The 16,387-nt window shown below is 58.6% G+C and carries 14 protein-coding genes; 8 read left to right on the top strand and 6 right to left on the bottom strand.

Features of this window, described 5'->3' with window-relative positions; genetic code table 11:
- Positions 1-62: 62 nt before the first annotated feature.
- Complete coding sequence (gene tcdA / locus J7E41_RS17470; protein ID WP_435304128.1) at positions 63-872, bottom strand: tRNA cyclic N6-threonylcarbamoyladenosine(37) synthase TcdA; 810 nt, start codon at positions 870-872, stop codon at positions 63-65.
- A 219-nt stretch (positions 873-1,091) separates the two neighbouring features.
- On the opposite strand from tcdA, the gene J7E41_RS17465 reads away from it, so the two are divergent.
- From J7E41_RS17465 to J7E41_RS17450, 4 genes are all read left to right on the top strand, one after another.
- The gene (locus J7E41_RS17465; protein WP_214994640.1) at positions 1,092-3,686 is read left to right on the top strand and encodes a glycosyltransferase; all 2,595 of its coding nucleotides are present in this window, start codon (positions 1,092-1,094) and stop codon (positions 3,684-3,686) included.
- Between the two features lie 258 nt (positions 3,687-3,944).
- The gene (gene dapE / locus J7E41_RS17460) at positions 3,945-5,096 is read left to right on the top strand and encodes a succinyl-diaminopimelate desuccinylase (RefSeq protein WP_214994639.1); all 1,152 of its coding nucleotides are present in this window, start codon (positions 3,945-3,947) and stop codon (positions 5,094-5,096) included.
- Positions 5,096-5,905, top strand: coding sequence for a putative RNA methyltransferase (locus tag J7E41_RS17455; RefSeq protein ID WP_214994638.1), 810 nt, complete (start codon positions 5,096-5,098; stop codon positions 5,903-5,905). Before dapE ends, J7E41_RS17455 begins: the two co-directional genes overlap by 1 nt.
- Positions 5,906-5,981: 76 nt before the next feature.
- Positions 5,982-6,359 (top strand): hypothetical protein, encoded by a 378-nt coding sequence (locus J7E41_RS17450; protein ID WP_214994637.1) that lies wholly within the window; start codon positions 5,982-5,984, stop codon positions 6,357-6,359.
- A 158-nt stretch (positions 6,360-6,517) separates the two neighbouring features.
- On the opposite strand, the gene J7E41_RS17445 is transcribed toward J7E41_RS17450, so the two are convergent.
- Positions 6,518-6,727: a cold-shock protein gene (locus tag J7E41_RS17445; RefSeq protein ID WP_017844724.1), complete on the bottom strand. Its 210-nt coding sequence runs from the start codon at positions 6,725-6,727 to the stop codon at positions 6,518-6,520.
- A 180-nt stretch (positions 6,728-6,907) separates the two neighbouring features.
- Between J7E41_RS17445 and plsB the strand changes: the two genes are divergently transcribed.
- The 3 genes from plsB to J7E41_RS17430 are packed head-to-tail and all read left to right on the top strand — an operon-like array spanning position 6,908 to position 10,577.
- On the top strand, positions 6,908-9,412 hold the full coding sequence (gene plsB, locus J7E41_RS17440; protein ID WP_214994636.1) for a glycerol-3-phosphate 1-O-acyltransferase PlsB: 2,505 nt from the start codon (positions 6,908-6,910) through the stop codon (positions 9,410-9,412).
- Positions 9,413-9,463: 51 nt separating this feature from the next.
- Complete coding sequence (locus J7E41_RS17435; RefSeq protein ID WP_214994635.1) at positions 9,464-9,865, top strand: YbaY family lipoprotein; 402 nt, start codon at positions 9,464-9,466, stop codon at positions 9,863-9,865.
- A gap of 25 nt (positions 9,866-9,890) precedes the next feature.
- A complete protein-coding gene (locus tag J7E41_RS17430; RefSeq protein WP_214994633.1) occupies positions 9,891-10,577 on the top strand; it encodes a DUF4197 domain-containing protein in 687 nt (228 codons plus the stop codon).
- A 194-nt stretch (positions 10,578-10,771) separates the two neighbouring features.
- On the opposite strand, the gene J7E41_RS28345 is transcribed toward J7E41_RS17430, so the two are convergent.
- From J7E41_RS28345 to J7E41_RS17420, 3 genes are all read right to left on the bottom strand, one after another.
- Positions 10,772-10,894, bottom strand: coding sequence for a hypothetical protein (locus tag J7E41_RS28345; protein WP_285229508.1), 123 nt, complete (start codon positions 10,892-10,894; stop codon positions 10,772-10,774).
- A gap of 391 nt (positions 10,895-11,285) precedes the next feature.
- The gene (locus J7E41_RS17425; protein WP_214994631.1) at positions 11,286-11,879 is read right to left on the bottom strand and encodes a LysE family translocator; all 594 of its coding nucleotides are present in this window, start codon (positions 11,877-11,879) and stop codon (positions 11,286-11,288) included.
- Between the two features lie 49 nt (positions 11,880-11,928).
- Positions 11,929-12,546, bottom strand: coding sequence for a LysE family translocator (locus tag J7E41_RS17420; RefSeq protein WP_353049409.1), 618 nt, complete (start codon positions 12,544-12,546; stop codon positions 11,929-11,931).
- Positions 12,547-12,728: 182 nt separating this feature from the next.
- On the opposite strand from J7E41_RS17420, the gene J7E41_RS17415 reads away from it, so the two are divergent.
- Complete coding sequence (locus J7E41_RS17415; RefSeq protein WP_214994630.1) at positions 12,729-13,184, top strand: Lrp/AsnC family transcriptional regulator; 456 nt, start codon at positions 12,729-12,731, stop codon at positions 13,182-13,184.
- 135 nt (positions 13,185-13,319) lie between these two features.
- Here J7E41_RS17415 and J7E41_RS17410 read toward each other — a convergent pair whose 3' ends face one another.
- Positions 13,320-16,385 carry an efflux RND transporter permease subunit gene (locus J7E41_RS17410; protein ID WP_214994626.1) on the bottom strand — a complete coding sequence of 1,022 codons (3,066 nt, stop codon included), beginning with the start codon at positions 16,383-16,385 and terminating at the stop codon, positions 13,320-13,322.
- Positions 16,386-16,387: the final 2 nt, after the last annotated feature.

Genomic DNA, 16,387 nt, shown 5'->3' with positions numbered 1-16,387 from the left:
TGACACTACGTATTCGCGAGCAAGCCCGCTCCCACATTTTGATCTTCGCTCAGAGCTGAGCGTTATGTTGCCTTGACCCGCTCCGAAGGCCGCCGCACCCCCGCCACAATCTTGTCCACCGCCTTGGTGGCCGCCACCATGCCAAACGTCGCCGTCACCATCATCACCGCGCCAAACCCACCGGCGCAGTCCAGCTTCACGCCATCACCGACAAAACTTTTCTGCAAACAGATGCTGCCATCCGGCTTCGGGTAACGCAGTTGCTCGGTGGAAAACACGCAAGGCACGCTGTAATGGCGGGTCACGGTGCGGGAGAACCCGTAATCACGACGCAGGGTCGAACGCACTTTCGACGCCAGCGGATCATTAAACGTACGGTTCAAGTCACACACCTGAATCAACGTCGGATCAATCTGCCCGCCCGCACCGCCAGTGGTGATGATCTGGATCTTGCGCCGCTTGCACCAGGCAATCAGCGCCGCCTTGGCGTTGACGCTGTCGATGCAGTCGATCACGCAATCAATGTTGGGGGTGATGTATTCGGCCATGGTGTCGCGGGTAACGAAGTCCGCCACGGCATGCACGGTGCCGTCCGGGTTGATGCCTTTCAGGCGCTCAGCCATGACGTCGACCTTGGCCTTACCCACAGTGCTGTCCAGCGCGTGCAACTGCCGATTGCTGTTGCTGACGCAGACATCGTCCAGGTCAAACAGCGAAATCTCGCCCACGCCACAGCGGGCAATGGCTTCCGCCGCCCAGGAGCCGACACCGCCGACGCCGACGATCGCCACATGGGCCGCCTTCAAGCGTTCCAGGCCTTCAATGCCATACAAGCGGGCGACGCCTGCAAACCGCGGATCTTCTGTACTCATGACCATTACCCCAAAAACCGGCGCGCATTATAGGGCTACGCAGCGACAAGTTTTAAACTACAAGCTACAAGTAAGAGAACTTACGACGAGTTGCACTGCCCAATGTCCGGTTTTTCTCGGCTTGCTGTACGGTCAGTGAAAGGCCGGTGTAGGATGCGCGCCGTTCGGCGCAGGCCGACACCTCTTTTCGTTCCACACCCTTTGGAACCCGAAATAGCCATGTCATCGCGTAAATTTGGACTCAACCTGGTGGTAGTGCTGGCGATTGCCGCGCTGTTCACCGGCTTCTGGGCGCTGATCAACCGCCCGGTCACTGCCCCTAACTGGCCCGAGCAGATCTCCGGCTTTTCCTACTCGCCATTCCAGCAAGGCCAGTACCCACAGAAAGACCAGTACCCCACCGACGATCAGATGCGTCAGGACCTTGCGATCATGAGCAAGCTGACGGACAACATCCGTACCTACTCGGTCGACGGCACCCTGGGGGATATCCCCAAGCTGGCGGAAGAGTTCGGCCTGCGGGTAACCCTGGGGATCTGGATCAGCCCGGACCTTGAGCGCAACGAGCGCGAGATCCAGCGTGCCATCGAGATTGCCAACAGTTCCCGCAGCGTCGTGCGGGTGGTGGTGGGTAACGAAGCCCTGTTCCGCGAAGAAATCACCCCTGAAGCGCTGATCGTGCTGCTGGATCGCGTGCGCGCCGCCGTCAAGGTGCCGGTGACCACCTCCGAGCAATGGCACATCTGGGAACACAACCCGCAACTGGCCAAACACGTCGACCTGATTGCCGCGCACATCCTGCCGTACTGGGAACACATCCCGGTGGACAAGGCCGGGCAGTTCGTTCTCGACCGTGCCCGGGATCTGAAGAAGACCTTCCCGAAAAAACCGCTGCTGCTGTCGGAGGTTGGCTGGCCGAGCAATGGCCGGATGCGTGGCGGTGCTGACGCATCCCCTGCCGACCAGGCGATTTACCTGCGCACGCTGGTGAACAAGCTGAACCGTCAGGGCTACAACTACTTCGTGATCGAAGCGTTCGATCAGCCGTGGAAAGCCAGTGATGAAGGTTCTGTGGGCGCTTACTGGGGCGTGTTCAACGCCGCGCGCCAGCAGAAGTTCAACTTCGATGGGCCAGTCGTCGCCATTCCACAATGGCGAGTGTTGGCGATCGGCTCGGTGGTATTGGCGCTGCTGTCCCTGACTCTGCTGATGATCGACGGCTCGGCCTTGCGCCAGCGTGGCCGGACTTTCCTGACCTTTATCGCGTTCCTCTGCGGATCGGTACTGGTGTGGATCGGCTACGACTACAGCCAGCAATACAGCACCTGGTTCAGCCTGACGGTAGGTTTCCTGCTGGCACTCGGTGCCCTCGGGGTGTTTATCGTGCTGCTGACCGAGGCCCACGAACTGGCGGAAGCGGTCTGGACTCACAAGCGCCGGCGTGAATTCCTGCCGGTTGAAGGTGATTCGAACTACCGCCCGAAAGTCTCGATCCATGTGCCCTGCTACAACGAGCCGCCGGAGATGGTCAAACAGACCCTCGACGCCCTGGCCGCCCTCGATTACCCGGACTATGAAGTCCTGATCATCGACAACAACACCAAGGACCCGGCCGTCTGGGAACCCGTGCGCGACTACTGCGAAACCCTGGGCCCGCGCTTCAAGTTCTTCCACGTCTCGCCCCTGGCTGGTTTCAAGGGCGGCGCATTGAACTACTTGATCCCGCATACCGCCAAGGATGCCGAAGTGATCGCGGTGATCGACTCCGATTACTGTGTTTCACCGAACTGGCTCAAGCACATGGTGCCGCACTTCGCCGACCCGAAAATCGCCGTGGTGCAATCGCCACAGGATTATCGCGACCAGAACGAAAGCACCTTCAAGAAGCTCTGCTACGCCGAATACAAAGGCTTCTTCCATATCGGCATGGTCACCCGTAACGACCGCGACGCGATCATCCAGCACGGCACCATGACCATGACCCGTCGCTCGGTGCTCGAAGAGCTGGGCTGGGCCGACTGGTGTATCTGCGAAGATGCCGAGCTGGGCCTGCGGGTCTTCGAGAAAGGCCTGTCGGCAGCGTATTACCACGACAGCTACGGCAAGGGCCTGATGCCCGATACCTTTATCGACTTCAAGAAACAGCGTTTCCGCTGGGCCTACGGGGCGATTCAGATCATCAAGCGGCACACTGCCAGCCTGCTGCGCGGCAAGGGCACCGAGCTGACCCGTGGCCAGCGCTACCACTTCCTAGCGGGCTGGTTGCCGTGGGTGGCGGACGGCATGAACATCTTCTTCACCGTCGGCGCCCTGTTGTGGTCGGCGGCGATGATTATCGTGCCGACGCGGGTTGATCCGCCGCTGCTGATTTTCGCGATCCCGCCATTGGCACTGTTCGTGTTCAAGGTCGGCAAGATCATCTTCCTCTACCGTCGTGCGGTGGGTGTGAACCTCAAAGATGCGTTCTGCGCGGCGCTGGCCGGGCTGGCGTTGTCCCACACCATTGCCAAAGCGGTGCTGTATGGTTTCTTCACCACCAGTATTCCGTTCTTTCGTACCCCGAAAAACGCGGATAACCACGGTTTCTGGGTAGCCATTTCCGAAGCCCGGGAAGAAATGTTCATCATGCTGCTGTTGTGGGGCGCGGCGCTGGGGATTTACCTGGTGCAAGGCCTGCCGAGCAATGACATGCGCTTCTGGGTGGTGATGTTGCTGGTTCAATCACTGCCGTACGTCGCGGCATTGATCATGGCGTTCCTGTCGTCGCTGCCGAAACCTTCGGCACCGGAGCCGGAACCCGCGCCAGTGGGCTAAAAAACCTGCGCAATGCACTAAACGGCGGCCTCTGGTCGCCGTTTTGCTATAAGATAACGGCCTTTTGTGAGATCAGGCAGGCACTGATTGCCCTTTGTGGGAGCGGGCTTGCTCGCGAATGCAGTATGCCAGTCAACACATCCGGCGACTGATGCGCCGCTTTCGCGAGCAAGCCCGCTCCCACATTGGAAGTTCGCTGCTTCCCACTCTGCGTTCCTATTCAAAACTTGCGCCCTGACACGCTTCCGGAGTTTTCCCATGACGGCCCACGCCGACCTTTCGCCGACCCTCCAACTCGCTATCGATCTGATCCGTCGCCCATCGGTGACGCCGATCGACGCCGATTGCCAGAAGCTGATGATGCAGCGCCTGGGCGACGCCGGTTTTGCGCTTGAGCCGATGCGCATCGAGGATGTGGATAACTTCTGGGCCACCCACGGCAAACACGAAGGCCCGGTGCTGTGCTTCGCCGGCCACACCGACGTGGTGCCGACCGGCCCGCTGCAAGCCTGGCAGAACGATCCGTTCGACGCATTGATTGACGAAAACGGCATGCTCTGTGGCCGTGGCGCCGCGGACATGAAAGGCAGCCTGGCCGCGATGCTGGTCGCTTCGGAGCGCTTCGTGACCGACTACCCGGACCACAAGGGTTCGGTGGCTTTCCTGATCACCAGCGACGAAGAAGGCCCGGCGCATCACGGTACCAAGGCCGTGATCGAACGCCTGGCGGCCCGTAAGGAGCGCCTGGACTGGTGCATCGTCGGCGAGCCGTCGAGCACCACCCTGGTGGGTGATGTGGTCAAGAACGGCCGTCGTGGCTCCCTCGGTGCCACGTTGACCGTACGCGGTGTGCAAGGCCACGTCGCCTACCCGCACCTGGCGAAGAACCCGATCCACCTCGCGGCCCCAGCCCTGGCAGAACTTGCCGCCGAGCATTGGGACAACGGCAACACCTTCTTCCCGCCGACCAGCTTCCAGATCTCCAATCTCAATTCCGGCACCGGCGCCACCAACGTGATCCCGGGTGACCTGACGGCGGTGTTCAACTTCCGCTTCTCCACCGAGTCCACCGTCGAAGGCCTGCAACAGCGGGTCGCGGCGATTCTCGACAAGCATGGCCTGGACTGGCATGTGGAGTGGGCACTGTCGGGCCTGCCGTTCCTCACCGAGCCAGGCGCACTGCTGGATGCGGTGTCCGCGAGCATCAAGGCCATCACCGGTCGCGAGACCAAGGCCTCCACCAGCGGCGGCACGTCCGACGGACGCTTCATTGCGACCCTCGGTACTCAGGTGGTGGAACTGGGTCCGGTCAACGCGACCATTCATCAGGTCAACGAGCGCATCCTCGCCAGCGACCTCGATGTGTTGACCGAAATTTATTACCAGACCCTGATCAAGTTGCTCGCCTGATGCTTGCTTGCCCCATTTGCAGTGCGCCGCTGAACGAAGTGGACAGTGGTGTGGCCTGCCCCGCCGGACACCGTTTCGACCGGGCCCGCCAGGGTTACCTGAACCTGTTGCCGGTGCAACACAAGAACAGCCGCGACCCGGGCGACAACCTGGCCATGGTTGAAGCCCGCCGCGACTTTCTCAACGCCGGGCATTACGCCCCGGTGGCCAAGCGGCTGGCGCAACTGGCCGCTGAGCGCAAGCCCCAGCGCTGGCTGGACATCGGCTGTGGCGAGGGTTACTACACTGCGCAAATCGCCGATGCCCTGCTGCGCGCCGACGGTTACGCCCTGGATATTTCCAAGGAAGCGGTCAAGCGCGCCTGCAAGCGCAACCCGACGCTGACCTGGTTGATCGCCAGCATGGCCCGGGTGCCGCTGGCCGATGCCAGCTGCCAGTTCCTCGCCAGCGTGTTCAGCCCGTTGGACTGGCAAGAGGCCAAGCGCCTGCTCAGCCCCGGCGGCGGTCTGATGAAGGTCGGCCCGACCAGCGGCCATCTGATGGAGTTGCGCGAGCGGCTCTATGACGAAGTGCGCGAATACACCGACGATAAGCACCTGGCCCTGGTGCCGGAAGGCATGAGCCTGCAACACAGCGAAACCCTGGAGTTCCAGCTCAACCTGGCCGACCCCAAGGACCGCGCCAACCTGCTGGCCATGACACCCCACGGCTGGCGCGCCAGTGCCGAGCGCCGGGCGCAGGTAATTGAGGACCCGGAGCCGCTGTTGGTTACCGTTTCAATGCGCTACGACTATTTCGTGCTTCAATAACCCCCTATTTTTTGGCCTCTCGGGCCTACCCTGAATCCGCGAATGGATTTTCGAAATCCCGCAACGAGGAACATCCATGCGCCAACCTGATATCGAGATTTACCTCAAGGACGCTGACGTCGACTACAAGGGCATTGCCGCCTGGCTGGGTGCCGCGTTGGGGCCTTGCACCGACTGGGTGCAGAAAGGCCAGACCTACAAGTGCAAAGCCGGTAGCGTCCCCGTGACCTGGCTACCCAAAGCTGTCGGTAAATGGAACAGCTTGTTCCTGGACAGCGACCAGACCCCATGGGAAGACGACATCGCCTGCGCCCGCGCCGCTTTTGCCGCGCTGAACGTCGAAGTGCGCTGCGCGCCGGGTAGCTGGGTCGAGGAAGAAGGTGAAGAAAGCGCCGATACCTGGATTCGTATCAGCGAAGACGGCGAAGAACAGATCACCTGGAAAACGACCTGATCCAAAGCTGCGAACCCGTTTAGAAATGTGGGAGCGGGCTTGCTCGCGAAAGCGGTGTATCAGTCAGCAAATAGACTGAATGGCACACCGCTTTTACGAGCAAGTCGAATCGTCGCACCGCCGCTCCCACATGGGTTCAGCGGTGTAGTTGAGAGTGTTTACAACCCCACCACATCCTCAGCCTGCAAGCCCTTCTCACCGCTCACCACGGCGTATTCAACTTGCTGGCCCTCGGCCAGGGAACGGTGCCCTTCACCGCGAATGGCGCGGTAGTGCACAAACACATCCTTGCCATCTTCACGCTGGATGAAGCCATAACCCTTGGCGTCGTTGAACCACTTCACATTGCCGGTCTCGCGCGTTGTCATCTGTTTACCCCCACTTGATTTTATTGTTGAGTCAGTAAGCATTGAACTGCCGAGTATAAGACAGGCTCAAAAACTCTCAACTCAAGATTACTTCGCTGCTTTTTTGCCGATTTTCGGTGAATACGGCACACTAGTCGCCCGAGCAACTGCTCGGTTTTCCTCACTCAAAGCAGAAGCCGTATGACCCGCTCTCCATTTCGCCGTCTGGTATTTGGCACCTTGCGCCGACTGTTGTACCTCTGGGTTCGCTCGGAGACGATCAACCAGTCGTCCCTTACCCTGAATCTCGACCGCAGCCGACCGGTGTTTTACGTCCTGCAATCCCCCTCTCTGACCGAATTGGCCGTGGTTGATACCGAGTGCACCAAGGCCGGCCTGCCGCGCCCGGTGCTGCCGGTGTCGGTCGGTGCACTGCTGGAGCCCGCCGCGTTCTTCTACCTGACGCCAGATCCGGATTGGCTCGGCCGCCAGGACAAGCGCGGCGTACCGCCGACCCTGACCCGGCTGGTCAACGCCCTGACCGAGCATCCCGAAGAGAATGCACAAATCATTCCGGTCAGCGTGTTCTGGGGCCAGTCGCCGGACAGCGAATCCAGCCCGTGGAAACTGCTGTTCGCCGACAGCTGGGCCGTCACTGGTCGCCTGCGCCGATTGCTGAGCATCCTGATCCTCGGCCGTAAGACCCGGGTGCAATTCTCCGCCCCCATCAACTTGCGCGAATTGATCGAGCACAATAAAGGCCACGAACGCACCGTGCGGATGGCCCAGCGGATCCTGCGGGTGCATTTCCGTAACCTGAAGACCGCCGTGATCGGCCCCGACCTTTCCCACCGCCGCAACCTGGTGAAGGGCCTGGTGAATATGCCGCTGGTGCGCCAGGCAATCCTCGATGAAGCCGAACGGGAGAAGATCACTCCGGAAAAAGCCAAGGCCCAGGCCCTGCGCTATGGCAACGAGATCGCCTCGGACTACACCTACACCGCGATCCGCTTCCTGGAAGTGGTACTGAGCTGGTTCTGGAACAAGATCTACGACGGCATCAAGGTCAACAATATCGAAGGTGTGCAAAACGTCGCCCAAGGTTATGAAGTCATCTATGTGCCGTGCCATCGCAGCCATATCGACTACCTGCTGCTCTCCTATTTGCTGTTCAAGAACGGCCTGACCCCGCCGCACATCGCCGCCGGGATCAACCTGAACATGCCAGTGATCGGCAGCCTGCTGCGTCGTGGCGGGGCGTTCTTCATGCGCCGCACCTTCAAGGGCAACCCGCTGTATACCTCGGTGTTCAACGAATACCTGCACACCTTGTTCACCAAGGGCTTCCCGGTGGAGTACTTCGTCGAAGGCGGGCGCTCCCGTACCGGGCGCATGCTGCAACCGAAAACCGGGATGCTGGCGATTACCCTGCGCAGCTTCTTGCGCTCCTCACGCATGCCCATCGTGTTTGTGCCGGTGTATATCGGCTACGAACGGGTACTGGAAGGCCGCACCTACCTGGGTGAACTACGCGGTGCCAGCAAGAAGAAAGAGTCGATTTTCGATATCTTCAAGGTCATCGGTGCGTTGAAACAGCGCTTTGGCCAAGTCGCAGTGAACTTTGGCGAACCGATCAAGCTCGCCGAATTCCTCGATCAGGAACAACCCGACTGGCGTGCCCAGGAACTGGGACCGAACTACAAGCCGGCGTGGCTCAACGAAACCACCAACCGCCTCGGCGAACAGGTGGCGCGACACTTGAATGAAGCGGCGGCGATCAACCCGGTCAATCTGGTGGCGCTGGCGCTGCTGTCCACCAGCCGCCTGGCCCTGGATGACCAGGCCATGGCGCGCGTGCTGGACTTGTACCTGGCGCTACTGCGCAAGGTGCCCTACTCGCCGCACACCACGTTGCCCGAAGGTGATGGCCAGGCGCTGATCAAGCACGTCAAGGACATGCAACTGCTGTCGGAACAGAGCGATGCCCTGGGCAAGATTCTGTACCTGGACGAGCAAAACGCCGTCCTGATGACCTATTACCGCAACAACGTGCTGCACATCTTCGCCCTGCCGGCATTGCTGGCCAGTTTCTTCCAGAGCAGCTCGCGCATGAGCCGCGAACAGATCCTGCGCTACACGCGTGCGCTCTACCCGTACCTGCAATCGGAGCTGTTTATCCGCTGGACCCTGGACGAACTGGATGCGGTGGTCGACCAGTGGCTCGAAGCCTTTGTCGAACAGGGCTTGCTGCGCTTTGAAAATGCGGTCTATCTGCGTCCGGCACCCAGCTCGCGGCACTTCGTGCTGTTGACGCTGTTGTCCAGGACCATCGCCCAGACCCTCCAGCGCTTCTATATGGCCATCTCGCTGCTGCTCAACAGTGGCCAGAACAGTATCAGCGCCGAAGAACTGGAAGACCTGTGTACGGTCATGGCCCAGCGCCTGTCGATCCTGCATGGCTTGAACGCACCCGAGTTCTTCGACAAGAGCCTTTTCCGACACTTCATCCAGACCCTATTGGAGCAAGATGTGCTACGCCGTGATGAAGCCGGCAAGCTGAGTTATCACCCATTGCTGGGCGAGCTGGCCGAAGGCGCAGCCAAGCGCGTATTGCCGGCTGAGATTCGCCTGTCGATTCGCCAGGTGGCGTTGCATCGCAGTGAAGAGCTGGCCGACAAACCGGCCGTACCTGAAGAAACCCGCTAGATTTACCGAGGCGCCAGGCGGTTTCTGGCGCCGTTGACAAGGAGCTGTACCATGAAAAAAATCATCCTTCTGGGCCTGACCGCATTGCTGGGAGCCTGCCACACCATGACCCCCACTCCCAAGGCCAGCCTCGACGGCGAAGTGTTCTATCTGCAACGTATCGCCCTGCCACCGGCCGCGACCTTAAGTGTCAGCCTGCAGGATGTATCGCTGATGGACGCACCCGCCGTGACCCTGGCCGAGCAGAAAGGCCCAGTCAAAGGCCAAGTGCCGCTGCCGTTTCACTTGAGCTATGACCCGGCCCAGGTCAAACCCGGCCACAGTTATTCGGTCAGCGCTCGCATCGAACTGGATGGCAAGCTACTGTTTATCACCACCGAGCGACATTCGGTGCAGTTGAATGGCCAGGATGCCCAACCGTTGCGCCTGCGCGTCGATGCGGTCACCCACTGATTCCCTCAGACAAAAGGAAGCGCCCATGCTCCGCAACTCTCTTCGCTTGACCGCCCTGTGTGCCGGCCTGCTGCTCGGTGCCAATGCCATGGCCCTGTCACTGGGCGACCTGTCCCAGGGCGACGCCACTGGCGGTCTCAAGGATGCATTGACCCAAGGCGCGCAGATTGCCGTCAAACAACTGGGTGTGCCCGGTGGTTTCAGCAATAACCCCGAGGTAAAAATCGGCTTGCCTGGCAAGTTGGACAAAGCCGCCGGCGCGCTGAAAATGCTCGGTATGGGCGACCAACTCACGCAACTTGAAACCAGCATGAACACGGCGGCCGAGTCTGCCGTGACCCAGGCCCAGCCAATTCTGGTAAATGCCGTGAAAAACATGAGTGTGAGCGATGCCAAAGGCATCCTCAGCGGCGGCCAGGACTCAGCAACCCAGTACCTGGACAAGAGCAGCCGCGAGCAGATCCGCGCCAAGTTCCTGCCGATCGTCAAGCAGTCCACTGACAAGGTCGGCGTGGCCCAGCAGTACAACGCCCTGGCTAAAAAAGCTCCCGCGAACCTGCTCGGAGACAAGAACGCCAGTATCGAAAACTACGTGACCGAACAAGCGCTGGACGGGCTGTTCAAGATGATTGCCCAGCAGGAAGAGACCATTCGCAAGAACCCGGCAGCGGCAGCTACCAGTCTGGCGAAGAAGGTGTTTGGGACGCTGTAAAGGCCCTTAAAATCCCCGATTTGTGGGCGATATTGCAAACACTTCCAGCGCCTCTCAACTCCTGGAAGCATGAACCCTGCCCCTTTAAGAACACAAGCCCCCGAATACTCGGGAGCTTGTGTTCTAGCTTGGACAGGTATTACCCAGCGCTCAGGAGCTACGCTGATATCACGTCAGTTAGTGCTGGCTTATGTTTAGTGTTCCCGAGATCTCAATCGATCTTGGCCCAGTATGAGAATGACAATCGCCACCAGGCTTGCCGCCTCCGTGATCATGTTTTTTGCAATCATTGCCAGGCTTTTGATGATATTTGTCATGGGCATCCTCCACCATTTTCTCAATACCCTTCTGGGACAGAGGGCCAAGGAACATTTGTGGAGAAATAAGGCCCATTATTGGGGCCATAAGAGCCTGTATCATATGAACACTCCTTAAGTCTTCTTTAAGTTTTCTCTGCCAGGACGCACAAGAAAAACACCTGCATATCAGGTAGACCTTGTGTGGCAAGATTTGAAGGAAAGGTTCCGATGCACTGTCATAGCTTTCCACTGCCATAAATTTTCCCATCCATAAGGAAGGCGTCCTTTCCCCCCTTACCCTGGCCACTGCATCTGTACCTTCCTACGCTGAGTGACATCAAATGCAGGGCGTCGGGCTCGACGAACCTGCGTCATCAAATGCAACCCTGCAGCCACATAGGAAAAACCTTCAGTTGATAACTGAATCAGCCAACCGTCCAATCATGATGCAGGCAAAACAACAGATGGCGATGGACGCTGCGCGGTTGATCTTCAGGGGTGCCAACCACGTTTGCTGCAGGCTTTTGAATCGCGCACCCAGCAGTATCCAGGTAAAGCCAACGGGAATGATCACCACAGCGAGAGTGGCCATAAAGGCCAAGTAGCCTTCAAGCTCGGTGAACGCATTGACCGGCGCTATAAACGAAACAATCAACAAACCCTTGGGATTCATGACGGTAAGCAAAAAGAAATACATCCCACCGAAACGGTCCCCCGTCGAGTCGGCGACGCTGTTTTTGCGCTGCCACAACTGATAGGAAAGAGAGAGCAGGTAACAAGCAGCGCCCAACTGCACGGCCCTCATGGCCCACGGTGAATAGGCCGAAATATAGAGCAACGCTGCCCCCCACAGCGATACCTGAATCAGATAAGCCAGGCATTCGATAAAGGTAAGCCGCCACGAAGCCCCTCCACCAAATAACACACCTGCGCGAAACAGCAGGGTATTGGTAGGCCCAGGCACTACCAGTAAGAATAAAAGAGCAGAAACGGTCCCAAACATGAAGACGATCCTTGGTAGGAAATGGTCTGTTTTCTTTCCATCGATAGCGCTATTGCGTGAGCGTGAATGACCAGGCTACCGTCGCTATCATCAAAACCGCGAAGCTTACGTTAAGTATTCGGCTCCAGGTCGGGTGAATGAATAACTTGCGCAACTTGCTACCTGCAAAAAGCCACAGAAAGTCGAACACCACGCAAACCCAAAGACAGATCAACGCCTTGGCTCCCTGCTCCCATGCCGGTGTTATTCCCAGCGTGAAACTGCCCAGTAGCGCAGCAAAGGCGGCATACGCCTTGATGTTTGCGACACCCAACACAAAACCTGCCCACCACCCCGGTGTGACAACCGCCTGCTCATCTTTGATAGGTAGCGCCGTGGCGATGCTGTAGGCCAGGGAAAGAATATAAAGAACGCAAACAACCGTAAGCACCGTCCCCACCAAGGGAAAGCTATGTATGACCACATACAAGCCCGTGGCAACCAATGCCATGGCGATCACCAGTCCCACCGTAATCCCGGCAAAAAACCGAATCGAGCGCTTCATGCCATAAGCCGCCCCACTCGCCGCCAGAGCCAAGGTGGCTGGGCCGGGGCTGGCGAGTAACGCAATGGCTGCAATGGCGAATGTCAGTGTTGCTTGATAAACGGGCAGTAACGTTTCGGACACTTTCACCTCCTGAGCGGAATGGGAAGACCGGTTACCCATTATTTTATTGTCTGTGCAACCGCTAACAATCCAACACTTAGTTAGTTTCAGCTTTATCTGACCAAGAACTCCATTCCTTTTTTCAGGATCCATGGTATGTAAGAACATCAGGATATTTAACGACCCTTCGTAAGGTCTAACCCATGAAAAAGCTTACAAAGAGCGATCAAAAATTAGACCCGGTTGACCGCGCCCTGATCATGGCCCTGCACCAAAACGCACGGGCCTCCATCCGGGCGCTGAGCCGCCAGGTGGGGTTGTCTGCCCCCAGTTGCAGCGAGCGCTTGAAGCGGTTGGAGGTCGCGGGTGTCATTTGCGGTTTCCGTGTGGAGCTGGACGCTCAGGCCCTGGGCTTTGCGCTACAGGCATTGGTCCGGGTGAAACCGTTTACGGGGAAGTTCCAAGAAGTTGAACAGTTAATCAAGGCGCTGACGGAGTGTGTCACCTGCTACAAGATTACTGGAGAAGACAGTTTTGTCTGTCACCTTTATACCGACTCAGTCAGTCACCTGGATCAGGTCCTACAGAGGATCACACCACTGGCCGACACCAACACCTCGATAATAAAAACGGTCGAAAAGAAACTACCTGCGCTCTAAGTAAATCAGTGGGTGATATTCAGGCTTTAACGGCTGCTATCGGATTTCAGGCATTTCCCACTTCATGGGTCCCACGCAGAAAAGTCCCCTCTTTTTAAAAAGAAAGCAGCAAAAGGGGCCTCTTCATCAATAGGTCTATAGAGCGTCCTTCTTGACCCTGAACCACGCCGCATACAACGCTGGCAGGAACAACAGCGTCAACGCCGTCGCCACAATCAACCCGCCCATGATCGCCACCGCCATCGGCCCGAAGAACACGCTGCGGGACAGGGGAATCATTGCCAATACGGCCGCCAGCGCGGTTAGCACGATGGGACGGAAGCGCCGCACTGTCGCTTCGATAATCGCCTGCCACGGCGCCAACCCAGCCTTGATGTCCTGCTCGATCTGGTCCACCAGGATGACCGAGTTGCGCATGATCATCCCCGACAGCGCGATGGTCCCCAACATCGCCACGAAGCCAAAGGGCTGACGGAATACCAGCAGGAACAAGGTCACCCCGATCAAGCCCAACGGCGCGGTAAGAAAGACCATGGCCATGCGTGAGAAGCTACGCAGTTGCAGCATCAGCAAGGTCAGTACCACCACGATAAACAGCGGCACACCGGCCTTGACCGAGTTCTGCCCACGGGCGGAGTCTTCCACCGTACCGCCGACCTCCAACAAGTAGCCATCTGGCAATTCAGCACGTACACCTTCCAGCGTTGGCAAGATTTGCTGGACCAGAGTCGCCGGTTGCTCCTTACCGTAGATATCAGCGCGAATGGTCACCGTCGGCAACCGGTTACGGTGCCAGATGATGCCTTCTTCAAAACCGTATTCCAGGGTCGCAATCTGCGACAGCGCCACACTTTTACCGTTGTCGGTCGGAACCGCCAGGCTCGGCAGCAATGACAGCTCGGTGCGCTCATGCACGGTGCCGCGCAGGAGGATTTCGATCAACTCGTTGTCCTCCCGGTATTGGCTGACGCTGGAGCCGGTGAGGGAACTCTGGAGAAATTTCGACAGATTCGCGGTGCTGACGCCCAAGGCGCGCGCGCGATCCTGATCGACATTGAGATAAACGATCTTGCTCGGCTCCTCCCAGTCCAGGTGTACGTTGACCACACGAGTATTTTCGCGAACCTTGGCCGCTACTTTGCGCGCCAATGCGCGTACTTCCTCGATGTGTTCGCCTGTGACGCGGAACTGCACTGGGTAACCAACGGGTGGACCGTTCTCAAGACGCGTGACACGTGAACGCAGGTCCGGGAATTGTTCATTCAGGGTTTCGATCAGCCAGGTGCGCAGGCTTTCACGCTCCTCGATGGTCCTGGCCAGAACCACAAACTGAGCAAAACTCGCGGCCGGCAATTGCTGGTCCAGAGGCAGGTAGAAACGAGGCGAGCCGGTGCCAACGTAAGCCACATAGTTTTCGACCCCGGCGTGTTCTTTAAGCAGGCCTTCCAGGCGTTTGACCTGGTCAGCGGTGTTGCTCAAGGAGGCGCCTTCCGCCAGTTTCAGGTCGACCATCAGCTCCAGTCGCCCGGAGGCCGGGAAGAACTGCTGGGGCACAAAACGAAACAGTGCCACCGAGCCGATAAACAGCAACAAGGTCAGCACGATCACCGTTTTGCGGCGCCGCACACACCACTCCACCAAGCGTCTTACACGCTGATAGAACGGTGTGCCGTAGGGATCCGGGCCATCGGCCCCATGTTTGGCCGCATGAATCTTCGCCAGATCCGGCAGGAGTTTTTCCCCCAGGTAAGGCACGAACACCACGGCGGCGACCCAGGAGGCCAACAGCGCGATGGTCACCACCTGGAAGATCGAACGGGTGTATTCGCCGGTGCTCGACTGCGCAGTGGCAATCGGCAGGAAGCCGGCGGCGGTAATCAAGGTACCCGTGAGCATCGGAAAGGCGGTACTGGTCCAGGCGAAACTGGCGGCCTTGAGCCGGTCGTAACCTTGCTCCATTTTGATCGCCATCATTTCCACGGCGATGATCGCGTCATCCACCAGCAAACCAAGGGCCAGTACCAGCGCACCGAGAGAAATCTTGTGCAGGCCGATCCCCAAGTAATACATCGTGGCAAAGGTCATCGCCAACACCAACGGAATCGCCAGTGCGACCACCATGCCGGTACGCACACCCAGCGAGAAGAAACTCACCAGCAGCACAATGGCCAGGGCCTCGGCCAGAACCTGGACGAATTCACCGACGCTGGTTTTCACCGCCGCTGGTTGGTCGGACACCTTGCGCAGTTCCATGCCGCCCGGAAGGTTCTTCTGCAGGCGTGCGAATTCGCTTTCCAGGGCCTTGCCCAGCACCAGGATGTCACCGCCCTCGCGCATGGCCACTGCCAGGCCGATCGCATCGTCACCCATGTAACGCATACGCGGCGCCGGTGGATCGTTGAAACCACGGTGGATCTCGGCCACATCGCCGATACGGAAAGTGCGGTCTGCGACACGAATCGGGAAGTTGCGGATTTCTTCCACCGTCTTGAAATTACCGGACACCCGCAGTTGCACACGCTCGCTCGGGGTTTCGAAGAAGCCCGCAGTGGACACCGCGTTCTGCTCTTGCAGCGCCTGTTGCACCGCTGCCAATGGCAAGCCGAGGGTCGCCAGCTTGAGGTTCGACAACTCGATCCAGATCTTCTCGTCTTGCAGCCCCAGCAATTCAACCTTGCCCACATCCGGCACTCGTTGCAGCTGAATCTGGATGCGATCGGCGTAGTCCTTGAGCACCGCGTAGTCGAAACCGTCACCGGTCAGCGCGTAGATATTGCCGAAGGTGGTGCCAAATTCATCGTTGAAGAACGGGCCCTGGATGTCCGGCGGCAAGGTCTGGCGAATGTCGCTGATCTTCTTGCGCACCTGGTACCACAGGTCAGGAATTTGCGCCGAATGCATGGAGTCCCGGGCGATGAAGGTGACCTGAGATTCACCCGGTCGCGAGAAGGAAACGATGCGCTCGTACTCGCCCGTCTCCATCAGTTTCTTTTCAATGCGCTCGGTGACCTGGCGCGAGACTTCCTGGGCTGTAGCGCCCGGCCAATTGGTCTTGATGACCATGGCCTTGAAGGTAAACGGCGGGTCTTCGCTTTGCCCCAACTTGGTGTAGGACAAAGCGCCTACTACGGCCAGCAGGATCATCAGGAACAATACGATCTGGCGATTACGCAACGCCCACTCGGAAAGATTGAAACCCATCG

Source organism: Pseudomonas fluorescens (assembly GCF_018614655.1).
GTDB classification, from domain to species: Bacteria; Pseudomonadota; Gammaproteobacteria; order Pseudomonadales; family Pseudomonadaceae; genus Aquipseudomonas; species Aquipseudomonas fluorescens_BX.
The sequence above is the reverse complement of the archived record's forward strand: the minus strand, read 5'-3'. Positions and strand labels throughout refer to the sequence as shown.

Bases quoted from the DNA above. Each gene is read 5' to 3' on its own strand.
- dapE (WP_214994639.1), top strand. From the start codon at position 3,945: ATGACGGCCCACGCCGACCTTTCGCCGACCCTCCAACTCGCTATCGAT.
- J7E41_RS17425 (WP_214994631.1), bottom strand. From the start codon at position 11,879: ATGTTTGGGACCGTTTCTGCTCTTTTATTCTTACTGGTAGTGCCTGGG.
- J7E41_RS17435 (WP_214994635.1), top strand. From the start codon at position 9,464: ATGAAAAAAATCATCCTTCTGGGCCTGACCGCATTGCTGGGAGCCTGC.
- plsB (WP_214994636.1), top strand. From the start codon at position 6,908: ATGACCCGCTCTCCATTTCGCCGTCTGGTATTTGGCACCTTGCGCCGA.
- J7E41_RS17450 (WP_214994637.1), top strand. From the start codon at position 5,982: ATGCGCCAACCTGATATCGAGATTTACCTCAAGGACGCTGACGTCGAC.
- J7E41_RS17445 (WP_017844724.1), bottom strand. From the start codon at position 6,727: ATGACAACGCGCGAGACCGGCAATGTGAAGTGGTTCAACGACGCCAAG.
- J7E41_RS17415 (WP_214994630.1), top strand. From the start codon at position 12,729: ATGAAAAAGCTTACAAAGAGCGATCAAAAATTAGACCCGGTTGACCGC.
- J7E41_RS17455 (WP_214994638.1), top strand. From the start codon at position 5,096: ATGCTTGCTTGCCCCATTTGCAGTGCGCCGCTGAACGAAGTGGACAGT.
- J7E41_RS17465 (WP_214994640.1), top strand. From the start codon at position 1,092: ATGTCATCGCGTAAATTTGGACTCAACCTGGTGGTAGTGCTGGCGATT.
- J7E41_RS17430 (WP_214994633.1), top strand. From the start codon at position 9,891: ATGCTCCGCAACTCTCTTCGCTTGACCGCCCTGTGTGCCGGCCTGCTG.
- tcdA (WP_435304128.1), bottom strand. From the start codon at position 872: ATGAGTACAGAAGATCCGCGGTTTGCAGGCGTCGCCCGCTTGTATGGC.
- J7E41_RS17410 (WP_214994626.1), bottom strand. From the start codon at position 16,385: ATGGGTTTCAATCTTTCCGAGTGGGCGTTGCGTAATCGCCAGATCGTA.
- J7E41_RS28345 (WP_285229508.1), bottom strand. From the start codon at position 10,894: ATGACAAATATCATCAAAAGCCTGGCAATGATTGCAAAAAACATGATC.